The following is a 15,993-nucleotide window of genomic DNA, read 5'->3' as shown; positions in this document are numbered from 1 at the left end:
GTGGGAGGGTGCGCGTATCGAGCGGAGAGGGGATCGAAACTTTTGATCCCCCCTCCCACTTATCCACAGGCCATCAGCGCCTGACGTTCCCGAACCCGCCGTCCTCGCGCGCCGTCTTTGTGCTGTGGCACGGCACACAGAGGGTCTGCCAGTTGCTGCCGTCTGCAGGGTTGTAGCTACTGTTGCCGTCCACATGGTCAACATGAGCCTCCCCCTTGCCCGCCACCATCCGGCCGCAGCAGCGGCAGGTGTAGTGATCACGCAAGAGCACCGACTCCCGTATACGACGCCACTTGGCGCTATTGGTCGGCAGCGCACGCGCAGCCTGTCGATCAGGAGCGAGGCGCGACACTTTGGGGTTAATGGCCGCCAGACGCTGCGGGACTGTGCGAAGCCGTGCCATCAGTACGGCTTTCCGTCCAGGTCCACGCGCTCGGGTTCGGCGCCGTCTTCCAGCACCGGTGCGCCGGCCTCCTCGCCAAGCAGCTGCGCCACCGCCTGCACCAGCAGCCCGCTGTGCATCGCCAGCTCGGCGATCTGCTTGGCCTGCTGCTCGATAGCCCCCACCAAGCGGTCAATGCGCGCGTCGGTGCTGCCATCAATTCGCGCGGCCAAGGCGGCAATAGCAGCAGCGCGCGCAGCCCGCTCGGCATCCAGGTCAGCCGCCAGCGATTCAATCCGTGCAGCGTTCATCAGCAATCCTCGTTGTTTGCAGCACCAGGCCACGGCGTATCCACCGGTCGACCCGGTCCCAGTCCGGCTCCATCCCCGTTGCCCGGGCGAACCACATCACTGCGGCGAGGTAGCAGCGCAGCCACCACCGCATGCGTATCGACGCGCGCAATGTCGCAGTCATCAGAACTCCTCCACTGCCCAGCCACCGCCGTCCCGCTTGGGCCTGGCCTTCACCGCAATGAAGCGGAACGGGTACATGGCCGCTGCGATCTTGATCTTGGCCCGTGCATCGTCCTGCCAGTGCCCCTTGACCTCGTGGCACTCCATGACGCCGTCGGCAGCCATGACCGCAAAGTCCGGGGTGTAGAACGTGTTGTCTGCCAGCCGCAGCTTCATGCCCTCGAACCGGTGCCACTGGACCTCGCCCGCAGCCTGCAGCGCGCGCAGCCGCTCGGCATACGCAGCCTCGGTCTTGTTCATCTCGCCGGTCTTCAACCGGCCCAGTGCCAGCAGCCGGCGGTTCATGGCGCCACCGGTTGACGGTCAGCTGCGATCACGGCCTGGCAGGCCCGGACATGGTCGTCGGCGTCTCGTCCGATTTGAACAAGAGCGCCCGCGACCTCTGCTCGTAGTTGGGCTGCCTGGTCACGTTCGACGGCGCCGGCGACGGCTTCGGACAGGCGAGCGGTATTGCAGGTGGCGAGGTCGTCGCGCAACTGGAGACGACCAGCGCGCAGGTCAGCCACAACAGCAGCAGGGACGGCCTCGGCTGCAGCGCGGTCTTCTTCATGCTTCGCTCCGATGGTGGCCAGTGTCTCGGCCTGGGCGTGCTCGATGGCACGGGTCTGGTTGATCTGCTGCACCTGGGCGGAGCTGGTACTGGCCAGCTGCCGGGCTTCAGCACTCTCTGCGCGATCGCCACGCCAACCCCAGCCAGCCCCGAACATGGCACCGGACCAAAGGGCAAAAGCGGCGACCGCGATGGCGACGCGGTTCACGACCTGCCCTCGCACATGGCCCGCTCGGCAGCTCGACGGTTCACCAGGCCCTGCACGCGCTTGCCGCCGGCGTAGACCCAGCGGTCCAGCTCCGGGCACCAACTCGCGGCGGGCTGGCCAGCGTTGATCCGCCCGACCAGCGTCGAACGGCAGGCCGCGCCCACGCCCACGTTGTAGGTCCAGCTGAGCAGCGCCGCAGCCTGGTGGGGCTGCAGTGGCACGCGGATGCATGCCTGAATGCCGGTCAGGTACTGGGCCAGCCGGCTGTTCAACTTCTCGGCGCACTCCTGCTCGGTATAAACCGCCTTCTCCGGGCGGCTGGTGTCGCCATAGCAGTAGGTGGCAACGCCGACCATGTCGACATAAGGCGTCGGCGAGTAGCCTTCCCATGGCTTTACCAGCGCGGTCGCGGCCAAAGCGATGACGGCGACGGTGCTGCTACCGATGATCTTGGACCTCATGCTCGCGCCCTCTGCCGCCACTCGCGAACCCAGCGCCAGCCCAGATAGCTGATCTGACCCACCAGGTAGATGATCGTCAGAACCACCACCACGCGATCGAGGTTCGCTCCGGCGGCCACCGCGCCAGCAACCGTCACAGGTGGAGCAGCCTTCGCTACAGCACCAGCGGCAGTGCCAATGATTTCGTCGTGCATGCTGGCCCCATTACTTGTCCGGTTCGGCATTTGCCCCTCCCGGTTGATAGGTGCCCGCCCCTCGCGCCGGCGCGGCACGAGAGTTAGTCCTGCTGGGACCTGGGCAAAGAAAAGGCCCCTGACATTGTCAGGGGCCACGGGTTCACTCAAAAAACTTCAATTTACGGCTATAACCGGGCTCAAATACTGCCGCCGTTCCCTGTCCTGCTGGAATGTCATCACCGCTTGCCCTCTACGATTGAGCGCATTTCTAAAGGTCACGGTGATCTTCACTTCCGACGGCCAACCAAACCCATCTGGTTTCATGGCCACTATTTCCATCGAATCACCTGTACCAAGGAAGCTCTGTTTTTCCAAAGCTAGACCGCACTCACTCGATTCGATACTAACAATCCAGGCATTTGCGCCGTCATTCTTCAGCTGGACTTCGAAAAGCCCTGGCGCGCTCTGGACATACGATTCGAAGCGCTGCGCGGAAAAATGGGGAGTATGCATTTCCATCTCTTGCTCGGCACGAATTGCGCTCTCCCTAAGCGAGAATTCCAGAGCATCTCGAGATGCGGCCGCAAGCTCGGCTTGATGCTGGACTGACATTTCCAGCTCCTCCACCTGCCTCTCTAAAGCCTCCGATTGGAGCTTAAGCGCGTCGGTATTCTGACGGAGTTCCGCACCTTGCTGGAAGTAGCCGCACACAAGCCAGAACAATGCCAACGGGCCAAATGCTCCCGCCATAAAATCACCGAACTCGTTGGGCTTCATCATCAGTAGATGATTCCACTCACACCATACGTAGACCCCCATGCAGCATGCATACACAATAGTAAGAACAACCCCAACCCTAGTAGCGGTCTTGGACTGTTTGGGCACATCGCCTGGCACATCAAAGGAATTTTTGACCATATATCCCCCTAGTTGATCGAGGGAGCTTACACACAAGAGGTCCCGAACAATAAGCCCCGGCTGGGCCGGGGCTTGCGTCTGGATGCTAGGAAGATTGCACCACTTTTCGATGACCTAGGAAGTCATCGCTATTCAGCCTTGGAAAGTGCCCTGTTGAACTTCCTTGCAGCGCGCGACTCGGCGGCACGGAAGCTGCACAGCATCCACTCGTACACCGGGCGCCAGAACCGGCTGTATGCCGACCAGTCGGCGCCGATCGCGGCCGCGCGTTTACGGCCACTCAGCGGTTCATGCCCGCTACCACCGCACTCCACGCAGTTCACGACACCTGCTACGCGCGGGTCCAGCAGAACCCTCTTGCCACCGCAGTGCGAGCACTCGCGCGCGCCGGCCATTTCATCAATCACCGCCCCGGCCAGTACTCCCAACTGTTCCATTGTGTTGTTCGGCCAGGCCGCAGCGCGCGCATCGTCCAGAGCTTTTTCCGTACGGAACAGCTCCCGTCGCTGCGCGTCGGTAACGGTCCCGCCGCACCAACCCATGCTGGCCTTGGCTATGCCGTAATCCGTCCGGGCATCGGCAAGGCCGTGCATCTGGCGGGTAAATTCGGGCGCCACCAGTGAGACAACCGCCTGGCGCAGCTGCTCTCGCCTCCGCTGACCACTCTCCGGCCACCACAGCGCCTCCAGTAGTTCGCGACCAAGGCCGGCCGGGACGTACGCCAAGGCAGCCAAGATTTCCTCAGTGCTCGGTCCGCCGATGCTTCCTTCGAAGCTCAGTGCCCTCGGCCCCGTCCGGCTCGACAGCAGTTCGCGTGCCTCGTTCATTCCCATGCGCCTTCCCCTTGGTGGTTTGCTCATGCAGCGCGCGATCGCGCTTGGTTGTCTTCTATTGCGGCACCTGTCACGCCGCACGGTCCCAGCTGGCCGACAGGCGCTGCACCTGCCCGCCGCGTGCCTCGAACTGCTCCACCGTCTCGATCTGGCCCTTGGCGATCGCGCCGGTCTTTACCCGCTTCGGCCGGGACACCGTGTTCTGATCCATTCGCCGCTCGCGGGGCGCACGCCGTGGGTTGATCTTCGGCGCCATGGCCTTCGTCTTCTTCATGCTGCCGCCCTCAGTTCGTTGATGTAGGTCTGGTTTGCAATCAGCTCGTCGTCGGAGCCGTACGTCTCGTGGAACGTCCGCGAGCCATCCAGCAGGCTCGGGCCGTAGATCTGACGCATCGTCGCGAAGGTGTTCCCCTCCATCGGATGCCGCATGTGGTGCCACTTGCAGAGGGCGTAACCAAACATGTGACCGCGCCGCAGGTTCCCGCTCTTGGCGTGGTTGTAGTCGCAGCCATACACCACCAGCTCCGGCTCCAGCAGGTCCTGCATCTGCAGCGCCAGGCAGGCCATACATGGGCCGGTTTTCGCCAATTCGATACGCGCTGCCTCGGCTCTCGTCGGCGGGGGTGCGTTCGACCACATCAGCGCAGCTCCGGGATTGGACCGGCATAGCGGGTGATCGGGATCTGGCGCATGCCATCGCGCCACACCCGAGTGCCACGGGCGGCATACAGCACCAGCGGCTTGATCCCGTAGCCATAGGCCAGATACCAGCCCGCCTCGGCCACCGGCTCGGATGCCGGGCGCACTTCCAGTTCGACGTGGTCCGGCCTCATGCCGCAGCGTCCTGAGCCGAGCCGAACAGCTCGGCGATCTCGGCCAGCCGCTTCCGGGTGCGCTCGTTCGCTTCCGGGCTCGCCTCCACTCGGCCGGCCAGCAGCGCCAGCGGGTTGAATGCCGGCGTGGCCGGCGGCAACGACAGGTACTTGGCAACCTGCTCATGCGCCAGGCGGCCAGCGTTGACTGCCTGCTGCAGCGCGGCGTCGCGGGCACTAGCGTCGTGGCCCAGCGACGGCTGGTAGACGGCGCAGCACCCTGCAGCGCGCGCCTCCTTCACCAACCGGGTATAGACCTCCAGGAATGCAGCCCTGCCTGCGATCTTGTCGCCCGCCTCAACCAGGGGCAGCGCCGCAGTCCATGCGTCACGGGTCTGCTCGCTCCAAACCAGCGTCACCGCCTCGTCAGAGGCGCGGATGGCAACGGCCCATGCTTCGTTGGGTGCCGGGTGCCCGTCGTCGATGCGCTCCATGATCGCGGCCAGGCTGAGCTTGCCCTTCACCTCGCGACGGCAGGCAGTCAGCGCGTTGGCCAGCACCGGCAGCGGATAGGTCGCCAGGTCGGCAACCATGTAGGCCGCAGCGGCCGGGCGGATCTGCTCGCCCATCACCTCAGCCGTGGTCACCAGCATTTCGACCAGCCTGTCCTGATCGGCATCACTGAGCATTGGCGCTCCCCTTCATGCGGCGCAGCAGCGCCTTGGCGTCATCGACAGCCGATGCGTTGGCCTGGGTCTGGTCGTGCTGCTGGGCGATGGTGGCGGTCACCTGTCGACCGGTGGCCCACTGGGTCCGGTACGCTTCAGCGCCGGCCAGCAGCACACCCAGGTCGTGCATGCGCTTCACGGCGTACTGCTCGTTGACGCTCACGAACCACCCCGCCACCAGCGGCGCCTCTTCACGGCCAAGGCGCTTCACCAGATCCCGAACGTTGGTGTTGACCTTGGCGTTGCGGACGGGGTCCACGCCGTGGCGATTGCGGTAGGCGGCTCGGTAGGCGCCCCACGTCGCTTTGCAGGCCAGCTGCATCTGCTCCTCCAGCTCCGCCTTCGTCGGCGGCGTCGCCACAGGCGGCGCAACTGGCGGTTCATCTGACGGTTCAATGGGGGTTATATGACGGTTAGGCGGCACGGGGCGCACCTCCAGACCTGCGCCCGGTGCACCCCCTCCTGCATGGGGCGCATCCCCTCCTGCAGCGGGCGCCCCCCCTGCATGGGGCGCAGCCCCTGCGCCCGGTGCAGTACCTGCTTTTCCAGACTTACGGCCAGCCTTAGACGGCGCAGCGGCCTTGTCGAAGTTGGCCGGAGTGACCTTGTAGACCGTGCTGCTGTTGAACCGGCGGTCACGGGTCAGCAGGCCAACGGCCTCCAGATGATCCATTGCCGTGCGAACAGCGCGCGCCGACATGCAGCAGCGCGCTGCGATGGTGCCCACCGCCGGCCAGCACACGCCGTCGTCGTTCGCCTGATCAGCCAACGAGATCAGCACAGCCTTCTGCGTGACGCTCAGGCCCTGCAGCGGCCAGCACTGCGACATGATGATGGTCGACATGTCAGAGCCCCAGGTCCAGGTTCTCGCCCGGGGCAACCGGCCACCACGTACACGCGCTGCCTTCGCCGCTGGCGCAAGGTGCCTTCGGGCCTCTCCAGACGCGGCCCTCCCTCTCCAGCTCGGGCAGGCGACGGGCGATCATATGCCGATCAAGCCCGGTCAGGGTGGCGAGGTGCAGACTGCTCTGGCCTGGGTAGCGCCTTACCGCTGCCTCGGTCGTTGCTTGCTGGGCACGCTGTTTGCCACTGGACACCACACGGCTGGCTGCTTCATGGCTGGTGCTGGGATCGCTGGAGCGGGCCAGATGGTTCATCGGCGCGCCCTCCCCTTCGCTGCAGCGCGCGACACGTTGCGGATCAGCCGGTGCGCCATCGTGATCAGCGAGTTGGCCTCTTCCACCATCAGCTTGGCTTCGTCGCTGTCGATATGGCGGTCGGCCATCGCATCCACTGCGGTGCCCGAGAGGCGCCCCACCCGCGTGGTGATCTCCAGCAGCTTCGTCTGGATGGCGCCGATCTCGTCCGACCAACCACCCTCCGGCGGCGGCGGAACCGTGGCGACGGCCATGCCGAACTGGCCCGCCAGCGCCTGCATCCAGTCCAGGGCGTAGTCGTTGCCGCCCGCCTTCTCCTGCATCCATTCGGTCAGCAGTTCGGCGATCTCCAACGTCACCGATTCACCCTCCAGGCCGCGCAGCTTCGCGCGCAGCGTCTCCGGGTGCATGGACTTGCCGCGGCGGTCGGCCAAGAAGGCGGCTGCATCCACGACACCACCGGGCGTCTTGCGCACGGAGTTGTAGAGAACGTCGAGCCAGTTGAGTGCGGATGTACGGCAGGTCATGAGTCACCTTGGGGAAGGCTGTGTTTCAAGGTTTCGGGCTGGGCCCGGGCGGCGCACGATGGGCGCCATGGAGATCAACAAATCAGGGACGACGGCCAGGGACGGCCTTTCAGGCGGTATCGACGGGCCCAATGCGGTCGGCGTCGGGATCCTCGTTCGCGGGTTCGGCGACGGCCTGTGGCTCAGTACCGAGCAGCCGCTGGATCTGAGGCAAGGCTGGGAGAGTGCCCTCTTCGGGCCATGCCTCGACCTCCTCGGTCGGAAGCTGGAGCAAGGTGGCCAAGTGCCTATCGCTTGCGATGCGAAGCCGCGCACGCAGCGCGCGTTTGCTCATTCGGCTGTCGACCTCAAGCCCAATTTCTCTGGCAGAAGTCCCCAGCTCGCCGGGTTTCATTGCGGCAAGACGGAACGCGGCGTCAGCGCGTGGTGAGCGCGTCCTGCCCGCCCTGATCTCGCGAACGGCATTCGGGGTAACCCCCATTCCGGCGGCCAACTGATCAACCGTGGCGCCGGCGCTCAACAACCCTTCGATGTGGGATTTCCAGTCCATGGATAGGCAAGCTACAGGATTCTGTAGTTCCGATCAACAGCATTCTGTTACAGATTTCTGTGAGCATTCGGGGATGGAGACCATTGGCGATCGCGTAAAGAAGGCCCGAGAGGCCATCAACATGACCCGGCCGCAGCTGGCGACGGCTTCGGGCGTCGGCTACAGCACTCTTTCAGAACTCGAACGGGGCGGCATGCAGACGAGCACCAAGCTCCGCGTCATCGCCGATGCCCTGGGCGTCTCTCTGTCATGGCTCGAGACTGGGCGGGGAGAGAAAACGCCGCAGCAACCCCATGCACTCGCAGTGCGCGAAGAACCTGTCTCATATATCTCAGAGACTGAGACACCCTCGGGCTATGTTCGCTTCGACTTGTTCGAAGGGGGTGCGGGAATGGGTGCAGGGATGGTCAACCAGGACTACCCAGAGGTGGTGAAGACCATCGAGGTCGCAGAATGGGAAGTCCGCAGGAAGCTCGGTTACCTACCCAAGCCAGGCAGGATCCAGATCATCACCGGCCGCGGGCCGTCGATGAAACCCAAGCTCGAAGACGGCGACATTGTCTGGATCGACACCAGCTGCGACTACTTCGACGGTGACGACTACTACCTGATCAACATCGGGGGCGAGACGCAGATCAAGATGCTGCAGAAGCGCGGCGACGGTCTCTACGTCGTAAGCGTCAACACTGACTTCCCGGCCTATAGGCCAGATCCTGGCGATGTGAGCATCCTGGGGAAGGCGCTGATCCATGCAGGCTTGCGGAAGTTCTAACGTTCGAAAACTATGCGACTACTGTCCCGATTTGGGACAAAAAAAAAGCCCCGCCGTAGCGGGGCTTTTTCGAACCATGCATCAAGCCGCTTTAGCGACGTCGCATCCTTCCAAGATCCAACCCATATGGGCATGAATCTTCTCGAACTCAGCGCACACCTCATGAGCCAGAGCGATGAGTTCTTCTCGGCTCTTGGGCGAGCCCATACCGTTCGGATTCAGCTTCTTGGCATCAGAGATCATCAGGAGCTCCATTTTTCATCACAATGTCGTCGGGGTAGGTAATCAGTGCCCAATGGCACCAGCGAGATCAAAACACTATGACCTTGCTCTGCTGCGTCAGCTTTTCGATCACGTCGTTGTACTCATCTTGGTTGTCGTGCTTGACAGAGATGTGTACCCGGCGGATCAGGTGAACAGATTGCTGACAATTAATCAGCAGGTTTTCGCAGCTGTGGCTCAGCGTACCTGCTGCACCATCAAAGATATCGTTCAACAGCCCGTCGATCTTAGTGACCGACTTAACAATCTCTTCGATGCTCGGGTCCGCCCATTCTCCGATGTGCTCGTACCCTAGTTCGGAACCTTTCAGCACATCTTTGATGTGCCTAACGATGTGCATCCAGATGACGCCCACCGCTACTTCAAGTGCTTCGTTACGCCGGACGGAAGCCTCATGGCCACCACCTGCGCCTCCATCTCCATCTCCGGAACTCATATCCTTGAGCCCCTCCCCCTGTTGAAAGTAGTGACAGCCGAGTTGCCCGGCGCTATCAGATGTAGCGAATCGCTACAGTCTGTCGGCCATGATAGCGGGCAACTAGGCCCTACCACAACCATGTCACACAACAACGGTTGACAAAGGCTCAGATTCACGAAGGTGGGTAGTCAATTCCTTGCAAGCCAATTATCGGCCCGGAACGATGAAACCTTAGTGAACCCTTGTGTCGCCTAGGTTTCAGACTCATGGGATCTCCCAATAGACCGCGGCTAGGACCGGAAGTTTTAACGTTAAACGTTCATATTCAGGGATTGTTGCCTTCTGTCTTGTGTCCAGGACCAGGTCAAAGCATGGCTCAGCGGTATCACTTACAGGGGTGGTCACACGTCGCCCGAAAGAAATCTACAGAATCCTGTTGACGTCGCTCTACAGAATCCTGTAGTTTGATCTACGTCGCCCAACACCACCCCATCCCGGGGCCGGGCGCAGGAGATCATGCATGGCCACGCTCGCTCTTGGCGTCTTCAAGGACCTCACCCCCGCCGCCTTCGCACTGCTCCCGCTGGGCCGGGTGAAGGCCCAATTCGGAAACGTAAGCGTCCAGATGGATGCCAGCGAAGCCGAACAGCTCGCTCAACAGCTACAGGCTGCAGCCAACCAGCTGCGCGCCGCGCAGCAAGGCGCCGCCGCATGAGCGCCGCCCTCGCCCACCACTCAAACGCCCAGCGCGCCGCTGCAGCCGCCGGCATCGTCGCCCGCGCCGGGCGCCGCTGGGGCCTCCTCCCCAACCAGGTCGTCATCTCCGCCAGCATCGCCGCCAATGCCGTCCTGCGGCAGGGCAAGAGCGCAGCAGGCGCCGTCGCCGCTGCTCGCCGCGCAGCGCGCGCACAGGCAGGCGCTGCATGAGCGCCCCTGTCGATGTGCAGCGCCTGCGGCACGACCTCGCTTGGTGCCTCGTGATGGAGCGCGGCGCCAGCCGCCGGGCTCGGTACTTCGAGCGCAGGGCAAACGATCCTCGCAATCCGAACCGTGCCGCATCTGCGCGCGTCGCCGCCGGCTACCAAGGGGACGCCGCGAACGACCGTCGCCGCATCGCCGAGCTGCGTGCCGAACTGGCGAGCGCCAAAGGCGGTGCTGCATGAGCCGTCAGTATCGCGACGATCACCCGGCTCTGGATACTCATCTCTCGGTGCTGGAAGGCGCGGCCATGGACGCGTTTGACGCCGGATGGGACGCATACCCGCCGGGTGCGCGCTGCATCGTTCGCTCGCAGCGCTATGGCCACCCACCGGTCGAACGGGAGGCGCTGATCGTTAGCACCACTGTCCACCTGCACATGGGCGTCAACGGAAGGCCCTGGGCTTCGATCAATGTGCGCACGAAGAACCTGAAAACCGGGAAGTACCGCGTGTTCTACCCGTCCGTCGAAGTCGCCGGCAAGCCGAGCGTTCGCGTTGTAGGCGGCCAGCCGTGACAGACCACGACTTCTCCGCCGCCATGGCCGTCGGCATCCCGCCCATCACCCCGCCAGGAGCAATCCCCATGACCCAGCTGAAGGCCTTCTACGTCGACGACATGCCGACCATCTACGCTGCCGAATCCATCGAGCACGCCGCCGAACTGTACGAAGCCGATTGCGGCGAAGCGCCCGCAGACGGCTACCCCTATCAGGCATCGGAGCAGGATCTGGATATGCCGGTGCCGGAGACCGACGAAGACGAGCAGCCCACCGGCGTCATGACCACCATGCGCGAGTGGCTGGAAGCAGCCAGCCCGGGCTTCCTGTGCGGGGCCGAGTGATGCGCCACCTGGCCCTGCCCTTCTTCTGCACCGTCGCTGTCGGCCTGCTGCTCGCCCTGCTGGCTTGGGCCCTGCGCAACCAGGTCGACGCAGTCGCCCTCGCCTGCGCCATCGGCGCCGTGTTCTTCGCATGGCGCTGCTGGGAAGACCTCAACACCACCTGGCCAGCGTTCAAGGCCGAGATGCAGCGCCGCAGCGATGAACGACAGCGCGCGCCGCTCGCCGCCGACGACACCCACTGACCCCCTGCCCTGCGCTCTGCCCCTGTAGCGCAGGGAACCCGCGCCGGCCGGGTTCCAACAGCCGGCAACCCATTCCAGGAGTCCAGCGTGCGTAACCAGCTCGACATCTTCGATCACGACCCAGCCCGCATGGCAGCGGCCAACCGCGCAGCCGCCGAGCGCGCACTGCACGACGTGCAGTTCACCGCCACCGTCCGGCAGGAACGCCACGCGTACTACGTGGGCGAAGCGGAACGCTGGGAACACCTCGCCGCGCACAGCGCGCGCTCCACCAACAGCAAGGACATGCAGGCATGAGCAACGACAACAACACCCTGGCGGACGTGCAGCCCGGTGGGATGGTGAGGCTGGCAACTGTGCCGTACGACCGGGCACGCGACCTGATGGGTGACGCATACAACGCCGGGACTCACGGCATCGGCTACAGCCAGCAGGCCATGGAACTGCACGACGCGATCATTCCCGCCCAGCCCTCCCCGGGTGGTCAGGGGGGATTGAACTACGAGCGCATGTTCGTGGACGCCTGCGCCGCGCTGGCGGAAGTTTCGCGAGAACTGGGATGCGATCCGGAACAGGGTGGCGCTGAGCCGATCCTTGCGGCAATCGCAGAGCTGCGAGAAGCACTCGCCGCCCGCCAGCCGGTGGGGGAGCCGCCGATGGAAATGCGCATCTGCGAGCTGCGGCACGTCAGCCTGAAGCCGAACCGGCCTTACATCTTCACCGTCGACGCGAACTGCGCGAACTGCCGTGCCGATGCAGCGTACGCCATGGGGCGCACCGATACCCCGCCCGCGCATGCCGTGGACCATCAGGCGGCGTTGCTCGCAGAAGAACGCGCCCATGGCGAGACCATCGACCAACGCGACCGATGTGAGGAAGTGGCCGACGAGCTAGCCGCCCGCATCTCATCCATCACAGGCGTGGATATCGGCGAACACACTAGCGCCAACTGCCCCTGGCAAAACGCCATCGAGGCGGCCGATGAGTACAAGCCCGCACATGCCGTCGATTTGGACGAACTGCGCCGAGCCGTCTGCTTGGTCAACGTGGTCGGCCAGATCGACGGGCACGACGTGGTGCGCCGCAACTCCGTGCTGGATGTGATCGCCAACCGGAGACAGCGGCTGATCGACAGCCAGGCGGTGGGCAATGGCTGAGCGCGAACAGTGCTGCCCCAAGTGCAAGGGCACTAGCGGTTACCGCTACTTTGAGACGGCCGCCACGGGCATGAGCGCCTATGGCTGGGGCATTGATGACGTTCCGGAAGCGGACGGCACCTATGGGCGCCATTTTGGCCCGTCGCTCTACGAGTGCCTGGACTGCGGCCACAAGCTGCGCGAGGCAACCGTGCTGGCGATTCGCGGGGTGGCCAATGGCTGACCAGCTGCTCACCGCCAAACGGCGCCAAGCCAACTCTCTCGCCAGATACATCACTGACTGGACAGACCGCTGCCCAATCTACGCCCATTCATCAATCGATTTTTGCGGCTTGCAATGTGGAGGGATCCTTGCTGAGGCCCAGTCGATTTACGGCTGCGACGCCTTCAGCTTCCACGACGCGCAGATCCTCAATAATCCAAGGGATAGTTGCTCGCAGGGCTCGAATGCCTGCTCTCAACTCATCCTGAGTTTCGGTTCCATCTCGGTACTTGTCTCCGCTTTGCAAGAGCTCAAACATGCCAATTGCGCGCACAAAGCAGGCAGCTGTCCTTCTGTCGAGGTAGTGGAGTCGATCCCGCACGCGCTCCAGGGATGGGAAGGCAATTTTGTTCAATCGCCCAAAGACTCGGTTCTGGAAAGCCTTGTCCATAACGAAGACGGCTTCGCTGTTCTCTTGACTGAGCAGGCCATGGACGTGGCCGAGGAGGCCGGCGTTACTCGACACCTCGGCAATGATCTGAACGAGCACGAGCAGTCGCTCGGATTCTTCACGATATGCCTGCTTGTTTGCCTGGAATCCAGCAATTTCAACTGCGGCAGCACTAGCGCGGTTGGCGGCCCTGCTCAGCCTGTACGTGACGAAACCCAGAACCGCCGTGGTCACAACGGAAGCGACTCCTGCTGCAACCGCCCATGCCTCCCATTCCGGAACGCACGTCTTTCCCAGCCACCAACACTGGCTCAGCGCGTTAACCATGCTCATTCCAAGATCCCCCTGTGTACTCGCCGGCATTCTGCCACGCCATGGCGCGCGGAGAGCTGCCATGGCTGACCAACCGCTCACCGCTGCACAGGCCAAGCACACAGCGCGCGTTCTGCTGACCGAATGCCGGGCGCGCAGACACGGCCTCGGCTTCTGGTTCGCCTTCAACGCTGCACAGCGCGCACGCATGCGCGCCAGCACTCCCGCCCCACTGCCGGCACCGCCGCGCGTACCGGCGCTGCCGGCCCAACTGGAACTGTTCGCATGACCGCACCACTGCCCGTTTCCCCTGCCACCGTTGTCGAGGCCACCAAGGCATCGTCGCCCGTCGCCGCGGTCGTGTCTGCCATGCGGCGTGTCGATCCGGCCACCGCTGTTGACGGTCGCGAGGTGCGCGCTTGGGCTGACACCCTGCTGAAAGCGCTCTACACCGCTCAGCCAGTGCGCTGGGAGTACCGCAACAAGGACGATCACCGGCCTGGCTGCTGGATGCAGGCCGACGCGGGGCACGTCTACGCTGCGCACCAGCGTGGGCTCGTTGTCCGCGCACTGTTCGAGACACCGCGCGTAATCCAGCCCGAGAAGGTCCACGACTTCCAGCGGCGGGTGTGCACGCGCTGCGGGATGAGCGAGGACTGGGCAGGGCCGGACTGCTTCCCACCCGACAACAAGCCCGACCCGCGCAAGCTGCTGCCTGTCGACCCGAGCTGGTTCCTTGAGCCGCTGAAGTGGATCCGGGACGCCGGCCCGGCGCCGGTTAGCACGCACGAGCGCCGCCGCAGGGCCACCGAAGCCACCTTCCTGATTGAAAAGCTCGAAGCCCACATCGAGGAGTGCAACAAGCCATGACCCAGGAACATATCAGCCACCCGGGAGGGTTGCCGAACTGCACCGCCGGCCACCGCGCGCGCCACATCCACGACAAGCGCTGCGCGTCCGCCGGCGGTGGCCACCTGGTCGAGTGCGCCTGCAGGTCGACCGGCAAGCATGCCGATCCTGATGCAGCCATTGCAGCGTGGCGCCGGCTCAACCGCCCGGCGCGCAGCGCGCGGGCACCGTCGCCGGCAGCAGTTGCCGACAACGTCGTACAGATGCGCCTGGTGATGGCAGGCGGAGGGAAGGTGGCCAATGCCGTCTGACATGTACCTGTCGCGGGACGAGATCACCGGCCTGTGCCGCACGCCACAGCGCGCGCGCCAGGCGGCATTTCTCCGCAAGAACGGAATCAAGCACTACCTGGATGCGCACGACTGGCCGGTCGTGTTGCGCTCCAGCGTTGAGGGAACGGCGCATGCACCAAAGGCGCCGCCGACATGGACTTCCAGCAAGGTCGCTTGAAATGGGACGGAAACCGAGTAAGCCGGGGTCAATCCCCCGGTTCAGGCCACGCAAGCAGAAATCGGGCGTGACCCATTACTACTATGACCACGGCGGCAAGCCGAGGCGCGAAACACCCCTCGGCAGCGACTACGGCGTGGCCATCAAGCGATGGGCCGAGATCGAGCACGCGAGCACGATCCCCGGAGCGGCCGTCGTGACCTTCCGGCACGTTGCCGATCGCTACCGCGCCGAGGTGGTTCCTACCAAGGCCGTCACCACCCAGCGCCTCAACAATCGCTGCATCACCGCGCTGCTAAGCTACTTCGACGCGCCGCCAGCACCGTTTGAAGCCATCCGCCCGATAAACATCCGGCAGTATCTGGACTGGCGGAAGGCGAAAGTGATCGCGAACCGCGAGGTGTCGCTGTTCTCGCATATCTGGAACTGGGCACGGGGCAAGGGCATCACCGATCTACCTAACCCATGCGAGGGCATTCGTCGCAACAAGGAGACCGGCCGCGACGTGTACGTCGACGATGAGGCATTCCGAGCTGTCTATGCGCACGCCGACGCTGCTCTGCGCGACGCCATGGATCTGGCCTACCTGACCGGCCAGCGCGTCGGCGACGTGTGGTCTATGGACGTGCGCCAGGTTACAGCGCGCGGCCTCATCATCCAGCAGTCGAAGACCAGTAACCGCGTCACCATGGAGATCACGGGCGAGCTGGCCGCGCTGCTAGAGCGCATTGCAAAGCGTAAGGGGGAGAAATGCCCGAACGGGCGAGAAAAGGTCTACAGCACGCGGCTGATCGTGGACGATGACGGCCTGGCCCTCGGTCGGGCGGCGCTCCGCTACCGGTTCGACAAGGCCAGGGAGGCGGCGGGTATCGAAAAAGGGGAATTCCAGTTCCGTGATCTCCGCGCCAAGGCGGGTACGGATAAGGCCGATTCGGCAAAGGACATTCGCGAGGCACAGGCCCAGCTGGGGCATTCATCGGTCACCACGACCGAGATCTACGTGCGAAAAAAGAGAGGATCCAAGGCGACGCCAACGCGCTAGCACGGCAGTGCCTGTACGCAAAATAAAGCGTTACGCCTGCGTTATGGCGACTTTCTCGCAGTTTTCAGCGAAATTCTCAGCACCATCCAAACCGAGATTA

At 63.8% G+C, this 15,993-nt stretch carries 35 protein-coding genes; 16 read left to right on the top strand and 19 right to left on the bottom strand.

The features are described from left to right. Nucleotides 1–73: 73 nt before the first annotated feature. From AC5P6A_RS20335 to AC5P6A_RS20260, 16 genes are all read right to left on the bottom strand, one after another. Nucleotides 74–403 carry an HNH endonuclease gene (locus AC5P6A_RS20335; protein ID WP_409349623.1) on the bottom strand — a complete coding sequence of 110 codons (330 nt, stop codon included), beginning with the start codon at nucleotides 401–403 and terminating at the stop codon, nucleotides 74–76. Then, nucleotides 403–693 (bottom strand): hypothetical protein, encoded by a 291-nt coding sequence (locus tag AC5P6A_RS20330; RefSeq protein WP_495222393.1) that lies wholly within the window; start codon nucleotides 691–693, stop codon nucleotides 403–405. The genes AC5P6A_RS20335 and AC5P6A_RS20330 overlap by 1 nt, the downstream gene beginning before the upstream one ends. After that, the gene (locus tag AC5P6A_RS20325) at nucleotides 674–856 is read right to left on the bottom strand and encodes a hypothetical protein (protein ID WP_253133203.1); all 183 of its coding nucleotides are present in this window, start codon (nucleotides 854–856) and stop codon (nucleotides 674–676) included. The genes AC5P6A_RS20330 and AC5P6A_RS20325 overlap by 20 nt, the downstream gene beginning before the upstream one ends. Continuing rightward, the gene (locus AC5P6A_RS20320) at nucleotides 856–1,200 is read right to left on the bottom strand and encodes a DUF1064 domain-containing protein (RefSeq protein WP_188250153.1); all 345 of its coding nucleotides are present in this window, start codon (nucleotides 1,198–1,200) and stop codon (nucleotides 856–858) included. The genes AC5P6A_RS20325 and AC5P6A_RS20320 overlap by 1 nt, the downstream gene beginning before the upstream one ends. Next, nucleotides 1,197–1,673, bottom strand: coding sequence for a lysis system i-spanin subunit Rz (locus AC5P6A_RS20315; RefSeq protein ID WP_495222391.1), 477 nt, complete (start codon nucleotides 1,671–1,673; stop codon nucleotides 1,197–1,199). The genes AC5P6A_RS20320 and AC5P6A_RS20315 overlap by 4 nt, the downstream gene beginning before the upstream one ends. After that, nucleotides 1,670–2,134: a lysozyme gene (locus AC5P6A_RS20310; RefSeq protein WP_251103536.1), complete on the bottom strand. Its 465-nt coding sequence runs from the start codon at nucleotides 2,132–2,134 to the stop codon at nucleotides 1,670–1,672. Before AC5P6A_RS20310 ends, AC5P6A_RS20315 begins: the two co-directional genes overlap by 4 nt. Continuing rightward, complete coding sequence (locus AC5P6A_RS20305; RefSeq protein ID WP_049454476.1) at nucleotides 2,131–2,328, bottom strand: hypothetical protein; 198 nt, start codon at nucleotides 2,326–2,328, stop codon at nucleotides 2,131–2,133. The genes AC5P6A_RS20310 and AC5P6A_RS20305 overlap by 4 nt, the downstream gene beginning before the upstream one ends. Before the next feature lie 156 nt (nucleotides 2,329–2,484). Next, nucleotides 2,485–3,090: a hypothetical protein gene (locus tag AC5P6A_RS20300; RefSeq protein WP_495222390.1), complete on the bottom strand. Its 606-nt coding sequence runs from the start codon at nucleotides 3,088–3,090 to the stop codon at nucleotides 2,485–2,487. Nucleotides 3,091–3,356: 266 nt separating this feature from the next. Beyond that, nucleotides 3,357–4,055 (bottom strand): hypothetical protein, encoded by a 699-nt coding sequence (locus tag AC5P6A_RS20295; protein WP_251103538.1) that lies wholly within the window; start codon nucleotides 4,053–4,055, stop codon nucleotides 3,357–3,359. 76 nt (nucleotides 4,056–4,131) lie between these two features. After that, complete coding sequence (locus AC5P6A_RS20290; protein WP_495222389.1) at nucleotides 4,132–4,335, bottom strand: hypothetical protein; 204 nt, start codon at nucleotides 4,333–4,335, stop codon at nucleotides 4,132–4,134. Beyond that, nucleotides 4,332–4,700: a Ref family recombination enhancement nuclease gene (locus AC5P6A_RS20285; protein WP_180877217.1), complete on the bottom strand. Its 369-nt coding sequence runs from the start codon at nucleotides 4,698–4,700 to the stop codon at nucleotides 4,332–4,334. The genes AC5P6A_RS20290 and AC5P6A_RS20285 overlap by 4 nt, the downstream gene beginning before the upstream one ends. Then, nucleotides 4,700–4,894 carry a hypothetical protein gene (locus AC5P6A_RS20280; protein WP_180877218.1) on the bottom strand — a complete coding sequence of 65 codons (195 nt, stop codon included), beginning with the start codon at nucleotides 4,892–4,894 and terminating at the stop codon, nucleotides 4,700–4,702. The genes AC5P6A_RS20285 and AC5P6A_RS20280 overlap by 1 nt, the downstream gene beginning before the upstream one ends. Continuing rightward, complete coding sequence (locus tag AC5P6A_RS20275) at nucleotides 4,891–5,562, bottom strand: hypothetical protein (RefSeq protein WP_495222388.1); 672 nt, start codon at nucleotides 5,560–5,562, stop codon at nucleotides 4,891–4,893. The genes AC5P6A_RS20280 and AC5P6A_RS20275 overlap by 4 nt, the downstream gene beginning before the upstream one ends. After that, a complete protein-coding gene (locus AC5P6A_RS20270) occupies nucleotides 5,552–6,445 on the bottom strand; it encodes a helix-turn-helix domain-containing protein (protein ID WP_495222387.1) in 894 nt (297 codons plus the stop codon). The genes AC5P6A_RS20275 and AC5P6A_RS20270 overlap by 11 nt, the downstream gene beginning before the upstream one ends. Before the next feature lies 1 nt (nucleotide 6,446). Next, nucleotides 6,447–6,758, bottom strand: a complete 312-nt coding sequence (locus AC5P6A_RS20265; protein WP_495222386.1) for a winged helix-turn-helix domain-containing protein — start codon at nucleotides 6,756–6,758, stop codon at nucleotides 6,447–6,449. Next, the gene (locus tag AC5P6A_RS20260; protein ID WP_235647022.1) at nucleotides 6,755–7,285 is read right to left on the bottom strand and encodes a phage regulatory CII family protein; all 531 of its coding nucleotides are present in this window, start codon (nucleotides 7,283–7,285) and stop codon (nucleotides 6,755–6,757) included. Before AC5P6A_RS20260 ends, AC5P6A_RS20265 begins: the two co-directional genes overlap by 4 nt. A 67-nt stretch (nucleotides 7,286–7,352) precedes the next feature. Here AC5P6A_RS20260 and AC5P6A_RS20255 point away from each other — a divergent pair, with 67 nt between their 5' ends. Together AC5P6A_RS20255 and AC5P6A_RS20250 are read left to right on the top strand one after the other, a co-directional pair. Beyond that, the gene (locus AC5P6A_RS20255; RefSeq protein ID WP_495222385.1) at nucleotides 7,353–7,715 is read left to right on the top strand and encodes a hypothetical protein; all 363 of its coding nucleotides are present in this window, start codon (nucleotides 7,353–7,355) and stop codon (nucleotides 7,713–7,715) included. 193 nt (nucleotides 7,716–7,908) lie between these two features. Further along, nucleotides 7,909–8,607, top strand: coding sequence for a S24 family peptidase (locus AC5P6A_RS20250; RefSeq protein WP_495222384.1), 699 nt, complete (start codon nucleotides 7,909–7,911; stop codon nucleotides 8,605–8,607). Nucleotides 8,608–8,688: 81 nt separating this feature from the next. Here AC5P6A_RS20250 and AC5P6A_RS20245 read toward each other — a convergent pair whose 3' ends face one another. Together AC5P6A_RS20245 and AC5P6A_RS20240 are read right to left on the bottom strand one after the other, a co-directional pair. Then, nucleotides 8,689–8,850 (bottom strand): hypothetical protein, encoded by a 162-nt coding sequence (locus AC5P6A_RS20245; RefSeq protein WP_495222383.1) that lies wholly within the window; start codon nucleotides 8,848–8,850, stop codon nucleotides 8,689–8,691. 67 nt (nucleotides 8,851–8,917) lie between these two features. Beyond that, complete coding sequence (locus AC5P6A_RS20240; RefSeq protein ID WP_495222382.1) at nucleotides 8,918–9,325, bottom strand: hypothetical protein; 408 nt, start codon at nucleotides 9,323–9,325, stop codon at nucleotides 8,918–8,920. A 502-nt stretch (nucleotides 9,326–9,827) separates the two neighbouring features. Here AC5P6A_RS20240 and AC5P6A_RS20235 point away from each other — a divergent pair. The 9 genes from AC5P6A_RS20235 to AC5P6A_RS20195 all read left to right on the top strand — a co-directional run bounded on the left by AC5P6A_RS20235 (nucleotide 9,828) and on the right by AC5P6A_RS20195 (nucleotide 12,750). Next, nucleotides 9,828–10,022: a hypothetical protein gene (locus tag AC5P6A_RS20235; protein ID WP_180849097.1), complete on the top strand. Its 195-nt coding sequence runs from the start codon at nucleotides 9,828–9,830 to the stop codon at nucleotides 10,020–10,022. After that, on the top strand, nucleotides 10,019–10,234 hold the full coding sequence (locus tag AC5P6A_RS20230; protein ID WP_495222381.1) for a hypothetical protein: 216 nt from the start codon (nucleotides 10,019–10,021) through the stop codon (nucleotides 10,232–10,234). Before AC5P6A_RS20235 ends, AC5P6A_RS20230 begins: the two co-directional genes overlap by 4 nt. Then, a complete protein-coding gene (locus AC5P6A_RS20225; RefSeq protein ID WP_495222380.1) occupies nucleotides 10,231–10,470 on the top strand; it encodes a hypothetical protein in 240 nt (79 codons plus the stop codon). Before AC5P6A_RS20230 ends, AC5P6A_RS20225 begins: the two co-directional genes overlap by 4 nt. Then, nucleotides 10,467–10,802, top strand: a complete 336-nt coding sequence (locus tag AC5P6A_RS20220) for a hypothetical protein (RefSeq protein WP_478434567.1) — start codon at nucleotides 10,467–10,469, stop codon at nucleotides 10,800–10,802. Before AC5P6A_RS20225 ends, AC5P6A_RS20220 begins: the two co-directional genes overlap by 4 nt. Before the next feature lie 68 nt (nucleotides 10,803–10,870). Beyond that, on the top strand, nucleotides 10,871–11,128 hold the full coding sequence (locus AC5P6A_RS20215; protein WP_495222379.1) for a hypothetical protein: 258 nt from the start codon (nucleotides 10,871–10,873) through the stop codon (nucleotides 11,126–11,128). Beyond that, nucleotides 11,128–11,370, top strand: coding sequence for a hypothetical protein (locus AC5P6A_RS20210; RefSeq protein ID WP_495222378.1), 243 nt, complete (start codon nucleotides 11,128–11,130; stop codon nucleotides 11,368–11,370). Before AC5P6A_RS20215 ends, AC5P6A_RS20210 begins: the two co-directional genes overlap by 1 nt. 87 nt (nucleotides 11,371–11,457) lie before the next feature. Further along, complete coding sequence (locus AC5P6A_RS20205) at nucleotides 11,458–11,667, top strand: hypothetical protein (protein ID WP_005418780.1); 210 nt, start codon at nucleotides 11,458–11,460, stop codon at nucleotides 11,665–11,667. Then, the gene (locus AC5P6A_RS20200) at nucleotides 11,664–12,527 is read left to right on the top strand and encodes a hypothetical protein (protein ID WP_495222377.1); all 864 of its coding nucleotides are present in this window, start codon (nucleotides 11,664–11,666) and stop codon (nucleotides 12,525–12,527) included. The genes AC5P6A_RS20205 and AC5P6A_RS20200 overlap by 4 nt, the downstream gene beginning before the upstream one ends. Then, on the top strand, nucleotides 12,520–12,750 hold the full coding sequence (locus AC5P6A_RS20195; RefSeq protein WP_495222376.1) for a hypothetical protein: 231 nt from the start codon (nucleotides 12,520–12,522) through the stop codon (nucleotides 12,748–12,750). The genes AC5P6A_RS20200 and AC5P6A_RS20195 overlap by 8 nt, the downstream gene beginning before the upstream one ends. A gap of 91 nt (nucleotides 12,751–12,841) precedes the next feature. Here the strand turns inward: AC5P6A_RS20195 and AC5P6A_RS20190 are convergent, their stop codons facing one another. Next, nucleotides 12,842–13,513, bottom strand: a complete 672-nt coding sequence (locus tag AC5P6A_RS20190; RefSeq protein ID WP_495222375.1) for a hypothetical protein — start codon at nucleotides 13,511–13,513, stop codon at nucleotides 12,842–12,844. Between the two features lie 61 nt (nucleotides 13,514–13,574). Here AC5P6A_RS20190 and AC5P6A_RS20185 point away from each other — a divergent pair, with 61 nt between their 5' ends. Genes AC5P6A_RS20185 through AC5P6A_RS20165 form a run of 5 tightly spaced genes read left to right on the top strand, consistent with a single transcriptional unit; the run spans nucleotide 13,575 to nucleotide 15,893 of the window. Further along, a complete protein-coding gene (locus AC5P6A_RS20185; RefSeq protein WP_495222374.1) occupies nucleotides 13,575–13,781 on the top strand; it encodes a hypothetical protein in 207 nt (68 codons plus the stop codon). After that, nucleotides 13,778–14,362 carry a hypothetical protein gene (locus AC5P6A_RS20180; RefSeq protein ID WP_188250509.1) on the top strand — a complete coding sequence of 195 codons (585 nt, stop codon included), beginning with the start codon at nucleotides 13,778–13,780 and terminating at the stop codon, nucleotides 14,360–14,362. The genes AC5P6A_RS20185 and AC5P6A_RS20180 overlap by 4 nt, the downstream gene beginning before the upstream one ends. Beyond that, nucleotides 14,359–14,652 (top strand): hypothetical protein, encoded by a 294-nt coding sequence (locus AC5P6A_RS20175; RefSeq protein WP_495222373.1) that lies wholly within the window; start codon nucleotides 14,359–14,361, stop codon nucleotides 14,650–14,652. The genes AC5P6A_RS20180 and AC5P6A_RS20175 overlap by 4 nt, the downstream gene beginning before the upstream one ends. Continuing rightward, on the top strand, nucleotides 14,642–14,851 hold the full coding sequence (locus AC5P6A_RS20170) for a DUF4224 domain-containing protein (RefSeq protein WP_251103555.1): 210 nt from the start codon (nucleotides 14,642–14,644) through the stop codon (nucleotides 14,849–14,851). Before AC5P6A_RS20175 ends, AC5P6A_RS20170 begins: the two co-directional genes overlap by 11 nt. Before the next feature lies 1 nt (nucleotide 14,852). Beyond that, complete coding sequence (locus AC5P6A_RS20165) at nucleotides 14,853–15,893, top strand: tyrosine-type recombinase/integrase (protein WP_495222372.1); 1,041 nt, start codon at nucleotides 14,853–14,855, stop codon at nucleotides 15,891–15,893. The last annotated feature ends 100 nt before the right edge of the window (nucleotides 15,894–15,993 follow it).

Source organism: Stenotrophomonas sp. YJH_SMC_20 (assembly GCF_059367845.1).
Note: the sequence above shows the minus strand (reverse complement) of the source record. Positions and strands in the feature narration are given on the sequence as shown.